Origin of the sequence: Microcoleus sp. Pol12B3, assembly GCF_036701355.1 — a bacterium.
Classification (GTDB): domain Bacteria; phylum Cyanobacteriota; class Cyanobacteriia; order Cyanobacteriales; family Microcoleaceae; genus Microcoleus.
Window position 1 is genome coordinate 151320 of the sequence record NZ_JAUBQS010000006.1, and the last position, 21126, is coordinate 172445.

Annotated in this window: 15 protein-coding genes; 8 read left to right on the forward strand and 7 right to left on the reverse strand. The window is 45.1% G+C overall.

The genetic code is table 11. The features are described 5' to 3' along the window. Positions 1–204: 204 nt before the first annotated feature. From QUA53_RS05015 to dusB, 3 genes are all read right to left on the reverse strand, one after another. Positions 205–855: an NAD(P)H-dependent oxidoreductase gene (locus tag QUA53_RS05015; protein WP_333094752.1), complete on the reverse strand. Its 651-nt coding sequence runs from the start codon at positions 853–855 to the stop codon at positions 205–207. Between the two features lie 160 nt (positions 856–1015). Further along, on the reverse strand, positions 1016–1936 hold the full coding sequence (gene argF / locus QUA53_RS05020; RefSeq protein ID WP_333094753.1) for an ornithine carbamoyltransferase: 921 nt from the start codon (positions 1934–1936) through the stop codon (positions 1016–1018). Between the two features lie 99 nt (positions 1937–2035). Continuing rightward, entirely contained in the window at positions 2036–3046 is a 1011-nt protein-coding gene (dusB, locus tag QUA53_RS05025) for a tRNA dihydrouridine synthase DusB (protein ID WP_333094754.1), read from the reverse strand. A 463-nt stretch (positions 3047–3509) separates the two neighbouring features. Here dusB and QUA53_RS05030 point away from each other — a divergent pair, with 463 nt between their 5' ends. The 3 genes from QUA53_RS05030 (at position 3510) to QUA53_RS05040 (ending at position 7367) form a co-directional block, all read left to right on the forward strand. Continuing rightward, positions 3510–5102, forward strand: a complete 1593-nt coding sequence (locus QUA53_RS05030) for a glucose-6-phosphate isomerase (RefSeq protein ID WP_333094755.1) — start codon at positions 3510–3512, stop codon at positions 5100–5102. A gap of 63 nt (positions 5103–5165) precedes the next feature. Continuing rightward, a complete protein-coding gene (locus QUA53_RS05035) occupies positions 5166–5900 on the forward strand; it encodes a response regulator transcription factor (RefSeq protein WP_333094756.1) in 735 nt (244 codons plus the stop codon). A gap of 63 nt (positions 5901–5963) precedes the next feature. Beyond that, positions 5964–7367 carry a hypothetical protein gene (locus tag QUA53_RS05040; protein ID WP_333094757.1) on the forward strand — a complete coding sequence of 468 codons (1404 nt, stop codon included), beginning with the start codon at positions 5964–5966 and terminating at the stop codon, positions 7365–7367. A gap of 77 nt (positions 7368–7444) precedes the next feature. Here the strand turns inward: QUA53_RS05040 and QUA53_RS05045 are convergent, their stop codons facing one another. From QUA53_RS05045 to murC, 4 genes are all read right to left on the reverse strand, one after another. After that, a complete protein-coding gene (locus QUA53_RS05045) occupies positions 7445–7948 on the reverse strand; it encodes a low molecular weight protein-tyrosine-phosphatase (protein ID WP_333094758.1) in 504 nt (167 codons plus the stop codon). 179 nt (positions 7949–8127) lie between these two features. After that, positions 8128–8478, reverse strand: a complete 351-nt coding sequence (locus QUA53_RS05050; RefSeq protein WP_006634273.1) for a YbaB/EbfC family nucleoid-associated protein — start codon at positions 8476–8478, stop codon at positions 8128–8130. Positions 8479–8540: 62 nt separating this feature from the next. Next, entirely contained in the window at positions 8541–9497 is a 957-nt protein-coding gene (gene murB, locus QUA53_RS05055) for a UDP-N-acetylmuramate dehydrogenase (protein WP_333094759.1), read from the reverse strand. 150 nt (positions 9498–9647) lie between these two features. Next, entirely contained in the window at positions 9648–11204 is a 1557-nt protein-coding gene (gene murC / locus QUA53_RS05060; RefSeq protein ID WP_333094760.1) for a UDP-N-acetylmuramate--L-alanine ligase, read from the reverse strand. Between the two features lie 963 nt (positions 11205–12167). Between murC and nadD the strand changes: the two genes are divergently transcribed. From nadD to QUA53_RS05085, 5 genes are all read left to right on the forward strand, one after another. Continuing rightward, positions 12168–12884 carry a nicotinate (nicotinamide) nucleotide adenylyltransferase gene (gene nadD / locus QUA53_RS05065; RefSeq protein ID WP_333094761.1) on the forward strand — a complete coding sequence of 239 codons (717 nt, stop codon included), beginning with the start codon at positions 12168–12170 and terminating at the stop codon, positions 12882–12884. A gap of 191 nt (positions 12885–13075) precedes the next feature. After that, positions 13076–14095 (forward strand): type I glyceraldehyde-3-phosphate dehydrogenase, encoded by a 1020-nt coding sequence (locus tag QUA53_RS05070; RefSeq protein WP_190656404.1) that lies wholly within the window; start codon positions 13076–13078, stop codon positions 14093–14095. A gap of 421 nt (positions 14096–14516) precedes the next feature. Further along, positions 14517–15488 carry a GDP-mannose 4,6-dehydratase gene (locus tag QUA53_RS05075; RefSeq protein ID WP_333094762.1) on the forward strand — a complete coding sequence of 324 codons (972 nt, stop codon included), beginning with the start codon at positions 14517–14519 and terminating at the stop codon, positions 15486–15488. A 443-nt stretch (positions 15489–15931) separates the two neighbouring features. Beyond that, positions 15932–16927 carry an STELLO glycosyltransferase family protein gene (locus tag QUA53_RS05080; protein WP_333094763.1) on the forward strand — a complete coding sequence of 332 codons (996 nt, stop codon included), beginning with the start codon at positions 15932–15934 and terminating at the stop codon, positions 16925–16927. Positions 16928–17022: 95 nt separating this feature from the next. Further along, the gene (locus QUA53_RS05085; protein ID WP_333094764.1) at positions 17023–21096 is read left to right on the forward strand and encodes a tetratricopeptide repeat protein; all 4074 of its coding nucleotides are present in this window, start codon (positions 17023–17025) and stop codon (positions 21094–21096) included. Positions 21097–21126: the final 30 nt, after the last annotated feature.

Genomic DNA, 21126 nt, shown 5'->3' on the forward strand with positions numbered 1-21126 from the left:
GCACTATTGCGATCGACTTACAGCGTATCCCGGGTTTATAGAACCCATTTAGGATCTTTTTGTTGTCTCACAAGCCTTTGAGGTATCTAGGTTGTATCTGGTTTGATGCCTGTTAGCTTAAAGTCCTGACTCTGGTATTAAATCCTCTGGTAAAACGATCCCCTCAAAACCATATAGTTCGCTCAAGAAGATACCAAATGGGTTCTATAAAGTTTCTAAGATTTCTGACTTAGGGAATCTTACTTTTGCGAGTGAAGCATACTTATCTGCTTCAGAGCGATAGCCAGCCGCACAAGCTACGACGGTAGTAAAGCCTTTTGCAGAAAGACCCAACACGCGATCGTAATTGACAGGTTCAATTCCTTCCATTGGACAGGTGTCAACACCAAGCAATGCAGCACTGGTCATAAAGTTGCCCAGTGCAATATAAGTTTGGTGCGTTGACCATTGATTGATATTAAAACTGCGGGCACCATCCACCAAGTCACTGACGATTAGACTCCGATATCCTGCCATTTCCTCTACAGTCCCGCGCCGCAGCTCGGCAGTGCGAGCTATAAAGCGATCGACATCCTCGGCAGTGAGATTCTTTTTAATCGCGAACACGACATAATGAGAGCAATCAGTAACCTGTGACTGATTCCAGGAGAGGGGCTTGAGCTGTTCTTTAAGTTCCGAGCTGGTGATAATCAGAAATTTCCAAGGTTGAAGCCCATAAGAAGATGGTGTTAACACTAACGCATCTTCTAAAGCTGTCCAGATTTCTGGAGCAATTGTTTTGGCTGGATCGAACTGTTTGGTGGCATATCGCCATTTGAGATTTTCGAGTAAGTCTGTCGGAGTGATGTGATTCATTTCTTTTACTTAAGAGATTGCAATTAATTATGGTTGAAACGGATAATTACAGGCTGGTTGCAAATAATCCTCGTTCCAATGAAATGATAACGGAAGCGGTCTGCAAAAAGTAGCGAGCAGGTCGATTTTATCCCCCGACCGACTAATTTTTAGCTAATTCCTAATCGCTTTCCAGAATGCTTGCGAGCAAAGCTTGCTGAGCGTGCATCCGATTTTCTGCCTGATCCCAAACGCGGGATTGACTGCCTTCAATCACTGCATCGGTAATCTCTTCATCCCGGTGTGCGGGCAAACAGTGCAATACAATTGCATTCTTATCTGCTAACTTCAGCAATTGTTCATTCACCTGATAGGGTTCAAACAAAGGAATCCTGATTTTTGCTTCCTCTTCCTGTCCCATACTCGCCCAAACATCAGTATAAATCACTTGAGCCTTCTTAGCAGCAGTTTCCGCATCAGCAGTCACAGTAACTTCTGTTTTTCCCTGAGCAATTGCCTTAGCTTTTTCCACAATCTCAAGATTCGGTTTGAAATCGTCAGGGCAAGCAATTCTGACATTTATCCCCGTCATTGCACAGCCCAACATCAGCGAATTTGCCATGTTGTTACCGTCGCCAAAATAAGTCAGCGTCAATCCTTCTAGCTTGCCAAAACACTCTTTAACTGTCATTAAATCCGCCAGCACTTGACATGGATGTTCGTCATCGGTCAGTGCATTAATTACAGGAATTTTCGCATAATTGGCAAAAGTTACTAAATCTTTTTGCTCGAAAGTCCGAATCGCCAAAATGTCTAAATATCTGTCTAAAACCCGGGCTGTATCTACCAAAGGTTCGCCGCGGCTGACTTGTGTAACGTTGGGATTGAGGTCAATCACTTGCCCTCCCAATTTATACATTGCTACCGTAAAACTTACCCGCGTTCGCGTTGAAGCTTTGGAAAATAACAAGCCGAGAACTTTATTGCGTTTCAGCTTGACCATTCCCGATTTTAAACTGGCTGCTAGATCCAGCAAATAATTTAATTCGTCAATGCTTAAATCTGCCAGACTTAATAAATCTCGCCCTTTTAAAGAATCCATGCTTTCCCCCACACACAAATTTTTAACTGTGTCTTAAATCTTAGCCCGCAGAGGTAAATTTTGTTTCTGTAATCCTTAGTTGACATCTGCGGGTAAGGTTTATGCGGGCAATTGCTCGATCGCGCGATCGATCGAATCGCAACCTTGTTCAACAGTTTCTACCACAGCCAACACGCCCCGCAATTCCCCAGCGCCGGGGAAACCCTTAGCATACCAGGTTAAGTGCTTGCGCGCTTGGGAGACACCGCTTTCACCTTTATATTCCCACAATGCCCGCAAATGTTCTTTAGCACATTCGAGACGTTCAATTGGTGTCGGAGGTATCTTTTCCACACCAGTTTTCAAGAAATAATCAACTTCTCCCACCAAAAAAGGATAGCCCAAAGTTCCCCGCGAACACATGACTCCATCAGCGCCGGTTTCTTCCAGACATCGCATCGCTGCTTCTACTGAAAAAATATCCCCGTTAGCAATAACTGGAATCGATAAAACTTCTTTAACTCGGCGAATCCACTCCCATTTTGCCGGGCCGGTGTAACCTTGCGATCTAGTGCGGCCGTGCACGGTAATCATTTTTGCTCCCGCATCTTCCATCCGCTTCGCAAATTCCAAAATATTAATTTCTTTGTCAGTCCAACCAATCCTAGTTTTAACGGTGACAGGAACATCTACCGCTTCCACAACAGCCCGCACAATTGCCTCGGCCGTTTCCGGGTCTCGCAGCAGGGAAGAACCGCCTCCGTTTTTAGTAATTTTGTTAACCGGACAGCCCATATTAATATCAACAGTATCTGCTCCTTCTGCCACTGCTTTCTGCGCCGCTTCTGCCAAGAAATCCGGCCGGCAGTCAAACAATTGAATGCTAATCGGGCGCTCGTTCGGGTCAACTTCCATAATTCTCGGCAGTTGCTTCACGTAGTGCAAACCCGTAGCGTTCACCATTTCCGTGTACATCATCGAATCCGGCGCGTAGCGGCGCACCAGGCGGCGAAATACCAAATCGGTAACGCCGGATAAGGGCGATTGCAGGACGCGACTTTTAACTTCAAAATCGCCGATTTTAAGCGGAGTTGCTAACCTTTCTTTTAATTCGGGAGATAGAGCAAGCATAGTGGATAGCACTTTAATTCTAATATCTGTATATTATACTACACTTCAGATAGTTGACAGTTGTTAATTATATTTTTAGCCGATTATTGAGTGACAGCTAAAAGTATATTTAACCTGACCGCAATGCCTATTTTACACATCCAGATCGCCCGAATTTGAATATTGTTAAACGAGGGGTCAAAGCCCAACCCCGATTACACTTAAATCTCTGTGCCGGTTCGATCTATCTATGGGGTGCGATCTTTAATGAGGGATCTACCTACTAAGAGTGTTGCCCAAGTCATATTTTTATTGTTTAATTGTGCCGAAAGCTCTGCCTGCCTTCGGTTCCGGCTGCCTTCAGACGACTAATGCTTAAATTTATTGGGATTCTGCAAAAGCCGTACATCAGATCGTTTTAAACTACAATTGGTGGATTCCTGACGACGCCGATCGAACATTAAAAAAATTGTAGAGAATTCCTATGGACGCCGCAGCACTCTGGCAACGCTATCAAGACTGGCTTTACTATCACGAGGGATTGGGACTTTACCTCGATATCAGCCGCATGGGATTCGACGACGCTTTCGCAGCAGCACTGAAGCCCAAATTTGACAAAGCTTTTAAAGACATCGCAGCTTTGGAAGCAGGTGCGATCGCCAATCCCGATGAAAACCGCATGGTGGGCCATTACTGGCTGCGAAACCCCGATTTAGCTCCCACTCCAGAATTAAAACAAGAAATAGTCGAAGGGATAGCACAAGTCGAAGCATTTGTCAAGAAAGTTCAAAACCGCGATATTAAACCGCCCTTTGCTCCGCAATTTACCGACATAATTTCGATCGGCATCGGCGGTTCCGCCCTCGGCCCCCAATTTGTCGCCGAAGCTTTATCCCCAGACATTCCGCCCCTAGCAATACATTTTATCGACAACACAGATCCGGCTGGGATCGATCGCATTCTTAACAAAATCAAAGACAAACTCGCCAGCACCCTAGTAATTACTATCTCCAAATCCGGCGGCACCCCCGAACCCCGCAACGGTATGATCGAAGTTCAAAAAGCCTTCGCCGCCGAAAAACTGGATTTTGCCAAACAAGCAATTGCCATCACCGGAGTTGACAGCCAACTAGACAAATTAGCCAAATCCGAAGGCTGGATTACCACTTTTCCAATGGCAGATTGGGTGGGAGGACGCACTTCCGAATTGTCAGCAGTTGGACTTTTGCCAGCAGCTTTGCAAGGCATCGACATTCGGGCGATGCTCGACGGCGCTAAAGTCATGGACGAAGCTACCAGGATTCCCGACATTAAAAACAATCCCGCCGCCCTTTTAGCCATGAGTTGGTATTTTGCCTGCAACGGACGTGGCGAAAAAGACATGGTAGTTTTGCCGTATAAAGATTCACTGCTATTGTTCAGCCGCTACTTGCAGCAATTAGTCATGGAATCGATCGGCAAACAGGAAGATTTAGACGGCAATACAGTTCATCAAGGAATCGCAGTTTACGGCAACAAAGGCACCACCGACCAACACGCTTACGTCCAGCAACTGCGAGACGGCGTGCCGAATTTCTTCCTAACATTTATCGAAGTTTTGCAAGACAGGCAAGGCATTTCCCCAGAAGTAGAAACCGGCGTCACTTCGGGAGATTATTTGTCTGGTTTGTTGCAGGGAACTCGACAAGCTTTGTACGAAAATCACCGAGATTCAATTACTGTCACAATCCCCCAAGTCAACCCTCGGACAGTAGGAGCATTAATCGCCCTCTACGAAAGAGCCGTAGGTTTTTACGGTTCCTTGGTGAATGTCAATGCTTATCACCAGCCAGGGGTTGAAGCAGGCAAAAAAGCGGCCGCTGCTGTATTGGACTTGCAGCAACGGGTACTGCAAGTGCTCAAAGACGCCCAAAAACCTCTGTCTGTAGCAGAACTAGCAAAAAAAGCAGGAAGACCAGAGCAAATCGAGACAATTTACAAAACTCTGCGGCATTTGGCAGCCAACGGGCGCGGCGTAGCTTTGGAGGGCAAATTAGGACAACCGGCTACTTTAACTGCAAGTTATCAAGAGAATTAAACAGTAGAATTAAACATTAAAAGTGAAATTAGTCACTTTTAATGTTTAATTTTTAATTCCCTCATGCCATTAACTATTCTGGTTGCTGACGACGATTTCGCGACTCGCTTGTCAATTACTGATTATCTAGAAATTACCGGATACTCTGTAATCGCTGCTGAGAACGGCAAAGAAGCTTTAGGCCTGGTAGATGAATTTCAGCCCCACTTGATTGTTACCGACATTACAATGCCCGAGATGGATGGCTACGAATTCGTGCGGCGAGTTCGGACTCGTCCCGCTTTCCGCTTGCTGCCGGTGATTTTTTTGACGGAACGCACGAGCACGCAGGAACGGATTCGCGGCTATCAGATGGGGTGCGACAATTATCTGGCGAAGCCTTTTGAACTCCAGGAATTGGGGGCGGTTATTCGCTCTTTGCTCGATCGCTACGCTCTAATCGCTCAGGCCCCCTCTCGTTCCCCGGAACCCGAACCGACCCCAACAGAGGCACCCAGCAGAGGCAATGACAAGCCAGAAGCAGATTTTTTAACTCCAAAGTCAAACACAGGCGATTCCCTACGGGATAGCTCCGCTTCACGGGCATCTCCCAGCCAAAATGCTCCGACTTTGACTCAGCGAGAGCGACAAGTGCTAGATTTGCTGACAGAAGGTCTTTCTAATATTCAAATAGGTTCCAGGCTCCACCTCAGCCCTCGAACTATCGAAAAGCACGTCAGCAGCTTGTTCAGAAAAACTGAAAGCAACAACCGAGCAGAACTCGTTCGCTTTGCGATGGAACACCATTTAGTCAGATAACCGCCAACGCGATCGGGCAAGAAAATTACCTGCGCTTACTTACCACACTGAATAAATAGCATCATGGTCAACAATTACTTAAAAAATCAGAAAATTCTATATGCAGCAGCATTAGCAGCTTCCATAATTTTCTGTATTGCCATGACATCAATGGGAATCACCAAGTATTACAGCGTTTTACAGGGTGGAGAAAACTATAACGATTTCCCTTCCAGCGGTTTCAGTCTCATCCGACTTATAATTAACGGTTCCTACTTGGTAGCAACGGTTACATATATTATCTGGTTAAGTCAAAAAAAGCAAACAAGTTCCAGCTTTCTAGACATTTGTAAGTATGCAATCCCCTTTCTGGCCATTGCCCTCATAGCTTATCCCCAAAGCAATGACATTTATATGTACTTGCATTACGGAGTAATGAGCTTAAATAAAATCAATCCTTACTTGAATACGTCTGATAGCTTTGTCTCTAGCTTATCCCCGTTCATGCACTGGTTTCAAACTTCCACATACGGCCCGGTTTCTCTGTTCTTTTTTTCGGTATCAGCACTTGCAGTACCCATTAGCCCGTTAGTGGGAATTTATTTCTTTAAAATAATATGTTTATGCGTACATATACTAAATGCTTACTTGATTTGGCGATTACTCAAAAATCCCGAGAACCGTAGCCTGATCGCAATGGCATATCTACTCAATCCAATGCTCTTGAACGAGCAGATAGTTAATGCTCATCTTGACGTTTTGCTGGCTAATACATTGATTGTTTTTATAGGATGTATTTATTACCAACGTTATGTTTTGGCAATTTTACCAATTTGGGTGGGTTTTCTAGTAAAAACATTACCTCTAATTTGGTTTCCCTTAGTTTTTGTTTTCCTCTGCAAGCAGCGTCGGTGGAGAGATTTAGCAGCAGTATCCCTACTTTCTTTATTAATAATTACAGTCATAACTTATAGCTTTTTACCAACAGTTGCAGCTTGGAAAAGTTTGTTAAATCCAGGAGTAGCCTTGGTTACAGCTCGCTCGTTTCACCACCTGATAAATTTATGTCTGAACTTCTTCCCAAATATAACTTTTGAAACCCGCCAAAGTATCCTATCCTTCCTTAAAGTTTTTTCCTATTGTATCTGGATGATTTACTACCTAGTGACGTTACTTAAATCATACTTCCGCAGCAACTATTCTGAAACCAACTTGGTATCAGATATTGGATGGATAACTCTTAGTTTGTTTTTGTTTGCTACACCTTGGCTAATGCCTTGGTATCCCTCTATTCTGCTGCCAATTGCTGCTTTGAGTATCAATGCTCCCCATTTTGTCTTGACAAGCTTAACTTTTGCTCTGTTTCCCAGTATCCTTTTAGGGGGAGGGGGTGGAAATAATCCGCTCTCTATACTTACAATTTTGATCACTGTTATTCCTCCTACAGCCTTACTCGTACTAAGGCGAAGATTTGTCAGAAGTATTTAAGTTATAGTTCCAAAGAAGAGAGAAAATATAGTTTCCGATCACACCGAGAGTTTACAGTAGCTGTCGATCGCAATTTTCTAACTTTCCTTCTTCCCACCAACCCTTAAGCCTTCCTGACTGATAACATACTCCAACAAACCCTCGCAGGCATCTAACAGTAAATCAATTACTCGATCGAATCCCTCCGGTCCACCATAATAAGGATCTGGCACTTCTTTCAGGTCATATTTCTGACAAAAATCGCACATCAGCCGCACTTTATCTTTATACTTTCCCGTAGTATCCAGGGCAAGAATATTGCGATAATTGTCCCGATCCATCGCCAAAATCAAATCAAAATTTTCAAAATCTTTCCTGGTAAATTGGCGGGCTTCGCCTAACAATTCAATGTCTCGCTTCCTCGCCGCCAATGCCATCCGCCTGTCAGGGCGGCTACCAATGTGATAGCTAGCAGTTCCGGCAGAATCGCAGGTGATACGATCGCTCAAACCAGCTTGTTGAATTAAGTGATTCATAATATTTTCTGCTGAGGGCGATCTGCAGATATTTCCGAGGCAGACAAACAATAATTTATAAGACATTTAATTGATAATAAGTAATTAGTAATTTTTAATAGAAAGGAAGAAAGAAAATTTTTCCTTTCCCCTTTTTCCAACGTTTTGTGTTTCAGACAAATCAATCAGTCATTAGCTATAGCTTCCTTTTTAAACACAGATAGCTAACAACTAATGACTGATGACTAATGACTGATCGCTAATGACTAACCGAAACCGGGGAGATTTAGTCCACCGGTGAGTTCTTCCATTTTCTCCCGCATCGTCATCGTAGACTTAGCGTAAGCATCCTGCATCGCCACCGTGACGAGTTCAGAAACCACATCAGCACCTTCACCGAGGGCATCAGGTGAGATTTCCACGCGGCGGGGTTCTTGGTTGCCGCTGAGAAAAACCTTGACCAAGCCACCGCCGGCAGTTCCCTCAATTTCCATTACATCCAACTCTTCTTGGAGCTTTTTAGCTCCTTCTTGAACCTGCTGAGCTTTTTTGAAAGCTTCAGTCAGTTCTTTCATTTTTCCCAGGCCGAAGCCAAATCCTTGTCCTGATTTTGTCATAACTACTTTGTGATGGTGTGTGGGCTGGCAGTCTGCCGTTTCCGTATTACTTCAATGATGCCTTAGAAGGGAAACTCTCCCAGTATTCTAACTTCTGGCTCCAACAACAGCGACCACCGCTGCTCGACTTGCTGTTGAACGTGGCGGATCACTTGAAAAATATCATTGGCCGTTGCCGACCCGCAGTTAAGAATAAAATTAGCATGGCGCTGAGCCACTTGTGCGCCGCCGATCTGATATCCCTTCAGTCCCGCTTGTTCGATGAACCAACCTGCCGTCTTGGGGCCGGGGTTACGGAAGACTGAGCCACAGCTCGGTAAGTGGTAAGGTTGAGTTGTCCGCCGCTGGCTGAAATGGTCATTAGTTTCTGCCATTACTTGCGCTCTGTCGAATCCCGGCTGTAACTGGAAAGTCGCTTCAGTCACCAGCCGATCGCCCCCTTGCAGCACCGAAGTCCGGTAGCGGTACTCCAACTCTTGGGGAGTCAGAATTTCTACCTTACCACCAGGGGATAGGACGCGAGCGTTGACCAGAATATCAGCCGTACAGCCTCTGTGAGCGCCTGCATTCATCACCACAGCCCCTCCCACGGTGCCCGGTATGCCGACTGCCCATTCAAGACCTTTCCAGCCCCGTTTAGCCGCCAACCAAGCAAGGCGGGGAATTGACTCCCCCGCCCCGGCTGTAAGTTGACCTGTTTCTGGATTAAAATTCACCTGTTTGAGGTAGCGAGTGGCGACGACCAAACCGGACAAACCCCGATCGCTCACCAACAAATTAGAACCCGCACCCAGCAGAGTCACCGGCACTCCTTCATCGTGTGCCCAGGCAAAAGTCGCTTGCAAAGCCTCCATACTGCGGGGAGCAACGTACCACTCGGCAGGGCCGCCGACTCGGAAGGAAGTCAGACCCGCCAGCGAAACTTGGGAGTTAATCTTGCAATCAGTTCCCCGCAAAGAAATAGGAGAATACACTCGCCGATTGTCCTTAACAGAGGAGTCATTCGAGATAGTCACCATCTTGAAAATCCTTAAAAATACCTTCGCTCAAAGACGTGGTTGAAAATCCATTTAGCTAACTTATGTGGCCGCTTTGAGCGAGCCGCCCGACAGAAGTTTCCGCACAACGTGCAACGCCATAATGTCGATCGACTCTACTCAGTTGGCGAGCTAATCGGGGCGATCGGCTGGTTGATAAAAAGCCATAACCTCTGGAATAATCTGATTCAGATTACCAGCGCCCAAAAACAGAGCCAAATCCCCCGCTTGCAGATTTTGGGTTAAAAACTTAGTGACTGACTCCAGAGAAGGCGCAAACTCAACCTGTCGGCCTTCTTTAGCAATCAAATCAGCAACCTGCTGCCCGCTAATCTCTCCTAAATTTGGTTCCCCAGCACTATAAATATCGCAAGCCACAACCAAATCAGCATCCCCAAAAGATTGAGCAAATTCTGGCAAAAATGTCAGAGTCCGGCTGTAACGGTGGGGTTGAAAAATTGCAACCACTCTTCGGGATTTGGGATTTTTTTCGCTACCTTCGATACGCAAGCGAGCGGCCGCCAAGGTAACGCGAATTTCGCTAGGATGGTGGGCGTAGTCGTCCACAAACAGGATGTCATTGTGAAAACCCCGCACCTCAAAACGGCGGCGAGCGCCTTCAAACCCGGCAATCGCTGTGGCAATCGCCGAAAACTCTAACCCCAACAATCGACCCACTGCTACTGCAGCTAGTGCATTGCTGAGATTGTGTGTGCCTAGCAACTTCAACTCCATTTCCCCTAGCAAAGCTCCTCGCTCCCAAATGCGGGCCTTGGTGCTTGCGGCTCCGTACTCCACGCCCGAAACCGTGTAGTCAGCACCGCTGTCCGGCTGCAAGCTATAACTGACATGAGGCTGAAGGCAGTCTTTGACGATTTGGTCGTCAATGCAGCCCACCAAGGTTTGACAGTTTTGGGCAAACACCTTAAATGTGTCTATTACCTGGTCAAGGGTATCGTAATGGTCTGGATGATCCAGTTCCACATTCGTCACTATGCCAATTTTGGCAACCAGCTTGACGAGAGAACCGTCGGATTCATCAGCCTCGGCAACTAAGTAGGGGCCTTCTCCCAAACGGGCATTGCCTTCCCAAGCATTTACCTCGCCCCCTACTACGATTGTCGGGTCTAGACCCGCAGCCATCAGCATGAAGCCGATTAAGCTGCTAGTAGTAGTTTTGCCGTGAGTCCCCGCTACGGCTATGCTTTGGTAATCTTGAATTAACGCTGCCAACACATCCGATCGATGAAAAATCGGACAGCCCAAATCTAAAGCAGCTCGATATTCGGCATTTGCCGGGTGAATAGCCGTCGAACATACTACTTGAGGCAATTTCGGAATTGCTTGAGCACTTGAACCGTTGCCGTTGAATTGGATAGCTTCCGCTGTCGCTACAGAAGTCCCTACCGTACCAGCGACTGCCGAGGATACCGCCCTTTCCTGCAGCTCGCGGTCGGGACTGCTACCGTTAAGGGTCGTTTGAAATAATTCAAAATTGCTGGCGTCTTGACGCCAAAAAATGTGAGCTCCCATTTCTTGCAAGCGCTCGGTTATGTGACTCGATTTAATGTCGGAGCCGTACACAGGCAACTTGCGTTTAGCTAGAATGTAGGCAAGGGCTGACATCCCAATCCCACCAATGCCGATGAAATGAAATGGTCTACCGCTGAAATCAACAGAACTCGGCATCTTCGCTCCTCACACACCACACCACGCCAATAACACGCGATATCATATCAAGAATTGTTTTTTCAGGATACAGTTCGCTAGAGATTTTGTACAAAATTCTCTGCGCGTCCCTAGATTTGCGGGACTTGTAGAGATGTTTGTCTTGTATCCTATATGACTTAGTACCGAGTAGTTTTCCGGAACAGTCACAGCTCGAAAATAGCAGGTAACAGAAAACGGGGTCTGGGGTCTGGCCCAACAGACTAATTTTGGGTGCTTGCATACTCCTGCATTCTTTCTATTTCTATCCGCCTGCTGTGCTCGGATACGGCAGCAAAAGCCCCACAACCTTTTTACCAAGATTGAGGGTAAAACCCATAAGGATTTACAAACACTACCACGTATGACCAAATTTCGCTCTTTTTATAGTCATAAATCTACCTTTACGGTCATTTTCTCTCCCAAATCAGAGATTGACACGATCGCAGCTATAGTATATATTCTTACTTTATTGTATATATACAAGTTATGCAGTTAGTCGGAATAGTCGCAAAGCCATAGATCGAACCAAATCATTGGTTTTGATCGAGAAGCCGATCGACTATCTTGGCAGCCCTTAAAATTTTTACCACTGCGATAAATATATCTACCGTCAAAACTTTTTCGGTCGCCTACAAACGAATGCTCAGGCGGTCGATCGCGCACTCAAAACAAGTTGGGATTGATATTGGCAAGGTTAATCATCCAGTCCCGCACCCACTCTGACGCTCAGAACCTGGTTTTTTAAGTCTTCTTGAAGGTTTGAACGAATTAAGGGGGTTGAAAAAACCGGTTTTAGCGTCCGGGACGATCCTCGAAACTAGGGTCGTCCAGGGGTTTGTCCCCAATGAAAACCGAGGGTTTTCTAATAAACGAGCTTGTGGTTAAAAGCGTATAAAAATAAAAGTGGCGCGATGTCTGTATTAATCCTGATTTGGGGGAAATATGGCGAAAATAGCGATTTTGGGGGGGACTTTTGATCCGGTTCACTGGGGTCACGTGTTGGTAGCCGAGACGGCTGCGAGTCAATTTGCTCTCGATCGAGTCATTTGGGTACCGGATCGCTCTCCTCCTCACAAAGAGCGCCCGGATTTGGCAAGTTTTGAGCAGCGGCGGGAAATGCTCGCTCTGGCGATCGCCGATCGCCCCGACTTCCTAATTTCGCCGCGGTCGGCAAATCCCTCCGACAGTTCTTTTGCGATCGACACCCTGCTGTATTTGCAAAAATTGTATCCAGGCGATCATCGCTGGTACTGGATTATTGGTAGTGACGCACTCCTTACTCTCCCCAAATGGCACCGGTGCGGCGAAATTGGCGGGTTGTGCGACTGGTTGGTAGCCCCACGTCCGAGTCAGGAAGATCTAGAGACAGCAGAAAGCGGGGAGATTGGGGGACTGTCCGAGTGGGGAGATTGTCCGAGTGGAAAACCCATCGATTCCGCGAGGGACAGGATGCAGGTTCAGGCAAATGCTGTGGGCCGACGAGTTGCCGAACAAATGGCTCTTTTGGACGTGGAAATTCGCTGGGACGTGCTTTCCATGGCTGCGATCGAGATTTCGTCGAGCCACATCCGCCGCTGCTGCGCCGAAAGAATCGACCTCCGTTACTTAGTCCCGGAAGTTGTCGGGACTTATATTGCAGCCCATCAGCTTTACCAGTAACCAGCGGCATAAAGCCCAATCCCTTCTGCCTTGCAATTTCTGCCTTCTAGAAAAGTTGAAGCTTTTTTGATCGACACAAAAAGTTAGAAAGGATCGACCTTTGCGATATGATCTTGTCTCATAAGTCAATTCTTAAATTTTTCCAAAATTTAAGCCTGAGCTAGAGGCTGCCATCGTTAGGAGGTACTAAAGTGATTCGAGTCGCGATCAATGGTTTTGGACGTATCGGGCGCAGTTTTGCGCGCTGCTGGCTGGGCAGAGAAAACAGCCAGCTAGAGTTGGTAGCTATTAATGACACTTCCGATCCCAGAAGTAATGCTCACTTGCTCAGATACGATTCCATGATGGGAACGTTGAAGAATGTGGACATCAGTGCGGATGAAAATTCCATTACTCTCAACGGCAAGACAGTTAAATGCGTGAGCGATCGCAACCCGCTAAACTTGCCTTGGAAAGATTGGGGTATTGATCTGATTATTGAATCGACCGGCGTCTTCGTTGACCAAGCTGGTGCATCGAAGCATATCACTGCCGGCGCTAAAAAAGTGCTAATTACCGCTCCCGGCAAGGGTTCTGAAGTTGGCACTTATGTGATGGGAGTCAACCACCACAACTACAAGCACAGTGACTACACAGTCATCAGCAATGCTAGCTGTACTACCAACTGTCTGGCTCCTGTACTGAAAGTGCTGCACGAAAATTTTGGTATCGTCAAAGGCATGATGACCACTACCCACAGCTATACTGGCGACCAGCGCTTGCTGGATGCCAGCCACCGCGACTTGCGGCGGGCCAGGGCGGCAGCAATGAATATTGTGCCGACTTCTACCGGAGCAGCCCAAGCTGTGGCTTTGGTGATTCCGGAATTGAAGGGCAAGTTAAACGGTATTGCCATGCGCGTGCCGACTCCCAATGTGTCCGTAGTCGATTTTGTGGCTCAGGTAGAGAAAAAGACTTTTACCGAGCAAGTAAATCAAGTGTTCAAAGAAGCTGCCTCCGGCTCCATGAAAGGGATTTTGGAGTACAACGATTTGCCTTTAGTTTCATGCGACTATCGCGGAAGTGATGCTTCTTCGATTCTGGATTCCAGCTTGACGCTGGTGATGGATGGCGACATGGTGAAGCTGTTGGCTTGGTACGACAATGAGTGGGGCTACAGTCAGCGGGTGGTTGACTTGGCTGAATTGGTCGCCGAACGTTGGGAAGCCTAGTATCCGAAGGCAGAAGGCTTTAGTCATTCGGCAGAAGGTAAAAAAGGCTAATATTTTGTACTTTTGAGTCGATTTCTAGCTGACTGGTTATTTCTGTTTTCGAGCGGTAGAGACTTTTGGCAGTTGATAGTTGGCGAGTAGAAGATGAAATATCGTAGGAACAGGGCAATCCCGTGTCCCTACGATATTGGTAAGCTGCTACTCCCAGCTATCGAAATTTTTGCCATAATACTACGATCGGGCTATCGGGTCTGCTTGATGATAAATTTGTTGTTTGTTTGTAGTAAGCACTTAAACTTGCTCTAGTAATTCCTCGGAAAATCGCAAATATTAAAAAGAATAAAAATTACGACTATAAAAGTTAAACAACTGGAAAAATAGCAACCGTAACGGTAGAGTTTTGACAGCAAAATAATGTGGTATGAAAAAAGCATTAATTAGCGGTATATCAGGTCAGGACGGAGCTTATTTAGCTAAACTGTTGCTCGATCGAGGTTATGAAGTTTGCGGCACCTCTAGGGACGCCCAAATGTCGAGTTTCGGCAACCTGGCCCGTTTGGGAATTCGAGACAGAGTAAAACTAGAATCCATGTCTCTCAACGATTTTCGCAGCGTCTTGCAAGTGCTTGCCAAAATAGAGCCAGATGAGGTGTACAATCTAGCAGGTCAAAGTTCCGTCGGTCTGTCTTTTGAACAACCGGTAGAGACCCTGGAAAGCATTGCCACAGGCACATTGAATCTCTTAGAAGCAATTCGGTTTACAGGCGGAAAAATCCAACTTTACAATGCCAGTTCTAGCGAATGTTTTGGGGATACCGGAGGGAATCCCGCCGATGAAAATACGCCTTTTCGCCCCAGAAGTCCCTACGCGGTAGCGAAAGCAACGGCATTTTGGGAAGTAGCGAATTATCGAGAAGCGTACAATTTGTTTGCGTGTTCTGGTATTTTGTTCAATCACGAGTCGCCGCTGCGGCCGGAGAGGTTCGTTACCCAAAAAATTGTATCCGTTGTGTGCCGAATTGCTGCGGGCAGTTCCGAAAAACTGCATTTAGGCAACATTTCAGTGCAGCGGGACTGGGGTTGGGCGCCGGAATATGTGGAGGCGATGTATTTGATGTTGCAGCAGGAAGAACCGGACGATTATGTAATTGCTACGGGTGCAAGTTATCCTTTGGAAGAGTTTGTGCAGACCGCGTTCGTTTCTGCGGGTTTGGATTGGCAGGAACATTTAGTAATTGATGCGAGTCTTTACAGACCGACGGAGATTGCAGTTGGGAGGGGAAATCCGGCTAAGGCAAAAGAAAAATTGGGATGGGAGGCGAAGTATAAGATGCAGGATGTGGTGAGGATGATGGTAGAGGCAAGGCAGATTGGAGGGGAAATTATCAGGTGAAAATAGGGAGGCAGAATATCCAACGGCTAATGAGTGGTATAAGGCTAATCACTGCGATCAAAAAAATATCGAGGCGAGGGGATAGCTTATACTAACAAAGGGGTGATTAGTTGCGATCGCGATTATCGAAAGATGAAGGAGGGGAGTCCGGCTGATCTACCTAAATTGGGTTAGGTGCTCGATCGCGTATGTGAAAGCTAATTTATTGAGCCTGTTAGGTTTTATCCTGTTAGCTTGATATAAAATTCAAACAGGCTGGGGATAGCATTTTTTTGTCGTGAAAAGTTACTGGACCAGAAAGGTACAATTTGTTTGCCTTGGCTGGTATTTTGTGATAAAGTTCAGTTCGGAAACAGACTATAAGATACAGGAGGTAGTGCGGATGATAGTCTAGACGAGGATGGGTAATGTTTGAGTTCTATAAAAAATTTGAGGTTTAATCCGTGAAATCATTAGTTATAACAACAATTCATAAACCAACTGCTGCTCTGTTTAAATACAGAGATATTTTGCTAGATTTAGGGTGGAAAATTATTGTAGTTGGGGATAAAAAAACTCCTAGAGATTTTGACTTGCCGGGCGCTGACTACTTTAATGTAGAGCAGCAATGCGAAGACTTTGGGGAGTTAGCTTCTCTGATTCCTATGAATCATTACTCCCGCAAGAATTTAGGATACTTGTATGCTATGCGTCTGGGTGCAGAAGCGATCGCGGAAACAGACGACGACAATATTCCCTATGATGACAGGTATCCCAATTTCCTCCCTTCCCTGGTTAAGACTCCAGCGGTAGACGTTAAAGGTGCTGTTAATGTCTATTCTTACTTTACCAGCAAAAAAATATGGCCCAGAGGCTTGCCACTTGACAAAGTTAATAGTTTTGTCGATGAGAAGCTGACAACAGAAAAAGAGGTTACTTGTTACGTTCAGCAAGGGCTAGCAGACTTAGACCCCGATGTAGACGCTATTTATCGTTTGACGGTTGGTGATGAAAATATTAAGTTTGAACCGCATAAGAAGTTGTCACTGTCGCCCGGCTGTTATAGTCCTTTCAATACGCAGAATACTTTATTTGAAAAGCCAGCTTTTCCTCTAATGCTGCTGCCTATTGGTGTGAGCAGTCGTGTTACCGATATCTGGAAAAGCTACATTGCCCAGCGGCTTTTATGGTGCATGAACTCCAGTGTTCTATTTCTATCGCCTTCAGTGTATCAGTTGAGAAATGAACACAACCTGATGAAAGATTTTAGTGAAGAAATTCCTTTGTATACTCAGGTTCACAATTTAATTGACTTACTGGAGGCTTTTACAAGTGATGCTAGCGAGGCTTGCGAGTTAATGATAGAGATGTATGCTTATCTCCATCGAAATGGTTTTCTCGGCGAGATAGAGGTTCGTCTGTGTGAATTGTGGATTGAGGAAGTTAAAAAATATGTGTAGTCCTTAGCAGTAAAAAATCTACTGAATTGAGCGATTGACTGCACAGTCGCTCAACATTCAATCTCAAGTATTAAATAAATCAACCATTGAAAAAAATGACTAAAAAGTTTTTGTATTTAGTTCAAACCGATGGAGAGTTACCATCTCATTACAGTAACATTAATCATGAAAATGCAGATGTATTGTATTTGTCTTGGAAACATCCGAGACCTGGAGATATTTATTTTCCTAATAGCACCTGGACGCAAGGTCGAAATAAACTGCTAGAAGCAGCGAAACAATTAGAGGGGGATTATTTATATTACATTTTTCTAGATGATGATATTGAATTTATTGCGGGTGATTGGAGAATTTTTGAAGCATTATTGCTCGAATATCAGCCTGGGATAGCAACGCCCCAAGTAACATTTTATCCTACAAAATCTGACGATTCTGTGGAAGTACAAATAGTGTATGCCTTTGATGCGGTCTTCAATGCTTTTCATCGCGATGTAGTGGCTGACAACATTTTGTTGCCTTATCTGGAAAAATTTGATGAGGAATCATGGCTTTTGTCGCAGCTAATTTTAATACATATGGCTGGTGTTTGTTATCACGAAAAAGTTTGGCAGTTCAACCATGTAAAAGTAACACAAGTGAAACACCGCCCTTATCCGAAAGGTAGTGTTAGCGATATTATACAAAAAGAAAATTGGCTGAAAGAAAATATTTTTCAAGATAATGAGCTAGTCAATTCGTATTTTAAAGATTTCCAGACCGCTTTAGCAATGGAGGTATTAGTTGTTGAACCTCCGAGCAAAAATTACAAAATAGAAAAAAGTTTTTGCGTTAACAATCTCAAAAGCGGTGAAGAAATTTGGTTTAATATTCAGAGTGGTAAAGGAGAGCAAATGCTGGCTGAGGATCAAAGGATTGTAGAAAGCAACCGTGACGAGGCTATGGGTCATTGCCAACTGGCAGAAGTCCACTATTCTCAGGGAAAGTGGGAGGAAGCAAGCGTTGCCTACCGCCGTGCAATTGAACTTTATCCCCATTGGGAGTTTTACTGCAAACTAGGTGAAAGTTTGGGAAAACAGGGCGATTTGGAGGGCGCAATCGCAGCTTGTCGCCATATTTTTAAACTTAAACCCGACTTTTCTCAAAAGTGTTTTTTAGATAGCTTAGCAACAATAACCTCTTTCCGAATAGAACCAGAGGAGTTAAGAATCGTTTCCGGGAAAAGAATTGCTAAAGAATGTCCCCCCCAGATTACGAGTTTGGCAGGAAATGAAGGTTTTGTATTTTACGGCCCTTACATCAGCTTTCCTGACGGGCTGTACCGAGTTTGTGTTGGCTTTAACTTTCCTGAATTAAGCGATCGACAAGGAAGGGAAAATTCAGAAACTGTCGGATTCAAATTTGACGTAGTGACAGAAGCCGGAAATTGTGTTTGGTATAAAACAGATGTTTGTACCAGCCAGAAGCAACTTGAATTTTTTGTAGAGTTAATAGATGCCAAGCAGACCGAATTTAGATTTTTGGCAACTGGGGTCACGTTTTCATTGAATTTTATAGAACTTAGCTTAGTATACCAGCCTAGGGAAAACTCCGCAGATTCTTACTACTTAAATTTAGGCAATACTCTCTTGCAAGAAGCAGATAAACTAGATAAAGCTCTTGCAGCTTGCAGTCGTGCTGCTGAGTTGAACCATGACTATAGAGAGGGTGCGATCGCTGCTTACCAACACGCTGTATCGAAGCGCTCGCAGGGAACGGACTACTTCAATTTAGGGATGCTCTTAGCACAGCAAAATCAACTCGATGCAGCACTTTCGTGCTACCAAAAAGCTTTAGAAATCCAGCCAGATCAGACACAAGCCTACTCAGAATTGCAGGGACTCCTTGCTAGAGCTTACCATAACTTAGCTATCCGCCATGCAGAACAAGGTGGGATCGAGGAAGCTGTAGCTTGTTTCCAGAAAGCACCGCAGAAGCAACCCAGTGCAGGGGAAATCTACGAGCAGATATGGAAGGGATTAAATCAGCTAAGCCCGCTGGACGAAACCAACCCTTATTACCAAACACAGATAGAACCAGAAACGGCTTATCAATATTTTAGCAAGACTTGCTGCTACAAAAATATTATATTGGAATCATTAACTGATGATGACAGAATATATCTGGAAAATGCAGGATTGTCTTTAGCGAATCTGGAATTAATGAAACAAGACATTACTGCACTGCAATCAATCTACATCAACAGTTTTGGCGGCGAGCAGACAACTGATTTAGGACAAAAAGTTACAAAGACTTTTTCAGGCGTCGATTACCAGCAAAGTATAGTAGATACAGGCTATATCTACTCAATTTGTCCTGTAACTGGCAAGATTCTCAGGTCTAATCAATCATTCTACGTTCAGCTATTCAATTTTCTGCCAACAGGTATTTATCGTTTCGCAGGCAGGGAAACATTTTATTTAATGTGTGGCTGCCATCACGGTGCCGCACTTGGTATCTATTTCCCCAAGTTTGAACTAATTGTCAGGTTCTATAACAATCTTCTTTCGACGGACTATCCGGGGGTTGTGAATGAGTTGAAAAGCGGTGCTGTTAGTTTTTGGCGGGAATTTCAATCTTACATATCATCGAATGAAAGCAAAAGAGATGTAGCGGCTGTTGTTGGTTGGCTGAACAATTTAGGACACTATTTCTGGAACGACCTTACAGGGATTCAACATTTATATGAAAATGGAACATTGCCGAAAGTAGATAAATACTTAATTAGGGATTGTAATTTTTTAGAAGTTGGCGATATCTTCCCAGAAATTCCAGCCAATGATATTGTGCGGATTTCGGATAGGTGGAGTCTATTCAAAACAATTTTGGACAATCACTACATGGCAGTCAGATTAACTGAGATGCTGGTCAAGGAACAACTGGCTAGCCGCATATATGAAGCTTCTATCAAGAAGTGTTCTCAAACTTTTTTACAAGAAGTGGAAAAAGCGAAGACACATTTTCCCCTGCTGTGGATTAATATTCGCAGTCACAATAAAGTATGGAGTTCTCAGGTAGAAGGATATGCAAATATAATCAATAACCTCTACCAAGATTATCCAAATCTGGCGCTCGTGTTTGATGGTTTTTCCACTGAAAAAAATACAGTGGAGCAAATTTTAGCTCTCGTGCCGCCTACGGTGAAGTTTTATAATGCCCTTGACTGTGCTATTCATGAAACAATTGTTTGGGCTCATGCTATAGATGTTTACATAGTGGTAATCGGTTCTGGACTTACCTTAGTAACGTGGCTTGCTAACAAGCCTGGGGTGGCCCACGGCAACACTGTACATTGTGAAAGTTCGGGGTGGTGGGCAAATGTTCGAGAAAATGCTGTACCGCCAGTCTTTATACCCGTTGAGTCCATCGTCGATTTAGATGCTTCGCACTGGGCTCACTGCGACTATGATTTTGATTGGAAAATCCTTGACGGCGAAGTTAATAAAATAGTCAAGGAGTTGAGAAGGGAAGTTAAATCACCGCAGTCCGATCCGGCTCAAAATCAAAGTGCTGCGATTAATCTCCGCGAATTGGCAGAATCTTATTTAGCTGAAGGTAAACTCGACGAGGCCGTTACTGTTTGCAAGCAAGCTCTTGAGATTCAACCGAAATTTGCCTTGGGCTGCAAGACTTTAGGGAATGTTTTCCAAGCTAAGGGTGAATTTGAGGAGGCAAAGCGTTGGTATACTCAGGCTATTGAAATCCAGCCGGATTTTGCCCAAGCTTTAGCGAACCTGGGAACTGTTTATGCGCAGCAGCAGCAGTGGCCGGAAGCGATCGCCTGTTACCAAAAAGCGATCGCTATTCAACCGAATTTCGCTGGTGTTTACCGCAACTTGGCTAGAGCTTTTTCTCAAATTGGCAACCGAGAGGAAGCGGCTGATTGCTGGTATGCGGCGCTGATTTTGGAACCGTCCAAGGAAACGGCTGAGGAATACCTCAATTTAGGAAATACGCTGCTACAACAGCAGAAACACGATTGGGCGATCGTCTGTTACCGCCGCGCTGTTTACTTAAACCCAAGTTGTCAGGCAGCTTATTGCAAGTTAGGAGATGCCCTTAAAGAACAAGGACTCGCCGATGAAACAATGGGCGCTCATAGGCAAGCAGACGAACTCAAATCAGGAAATTAAATTCTGTCTGATTGTTTTCGAGATTAGGAT

Bases quoted from the DNA above. Each gene is read 5' to 3' on its own strand.
- QUA53_RS05050 (WP_006634273.1), bottom strand. From the start codon at position 8,478: ATGACAAAATCAGGACAAGGATTTGGCTTCGGCCTGGGAAAAATGAAA.
- QUA53_RS05040 (WP_333094757.1), top strand. From the start codon at position 5,964: ATGGTCAACAATTACTTAAAAAATCAGAAAATTCTATATGCAGCAGCA.
- QUA53_RS05085 (WP_333094764.1), top strand. From the start codon at position 17,023: ATGACTAAAAAGTTTTTGTATTTAGTTCAAACCGATGGAGAGTTACCA.
- QUA53_RS05045 (WP_333094758.1), bottom strand. From the start codon at position 7,948: ATGTCTTATAAATTATTGTTTGTCTGCCTCGGAAATATCTGCAGATCG.
- QUA53_RS05035 (WP_333094756.1), top strand. From the start codon at position 5,166: ATGCCATTAACTATTCTGGTTGCTGACGACGATTTCGCGACTCGCTTG.
- nadD (WP_333094761.1), top strand. From the start codon at position 12,168: ATGGCGAAAATAGCGATTTTGGGGGGGACTTTTGATCCGGTTCACTGG.
- QUA53_RS05030 (WP_333094755.1), top strand. From the start codon at position 3,510: ATGGACGCCGCAGCACTCTGGCAACGCTATCAAGACTGGCTTTACTAT.
- argF (WP_333094753.1), bottom strand. From the start codon at position 1,936: ATGGATTCTTTAAAAGGGCGAGATTTATTAAGTCTGGCAGATTTAAGC.
- QUA53_RS05075 (WP_333094762.1), top strand. From the start codon at position 14,517: ATGAAAAAAGCATTAATTAGCGGTATATCAGGTCAGGACGGAGCTTAT.
- dusB (WP_333094754.1), bottom strand. From the start codon at position 3,046: ATGCTTGCTCTATCTCCCGAATTAAAAGAAAGGTTAGCAACTCCGCTT.
- murB (WP_333094759.1), bottom strand. From the start codon at position 9,497: ATGGTGACTATCTCGAATGACTCCTCTGTTAAGGACAATCGGCGAGTG.
- murC (WP_333094760.1), bottom strand. From the start codon at position 11,204: ATGCCGAGTTCTGTTGATTTCAGCGGTAGACCATTTCATTTCATCGGC.
- QUA53_RS05015 (WP_333094752.1), bottom strand. From the start codon at position 855: ATGAATCACATCACTCCGACAGACTTACTCGAAAATCTCAAATGGCGA.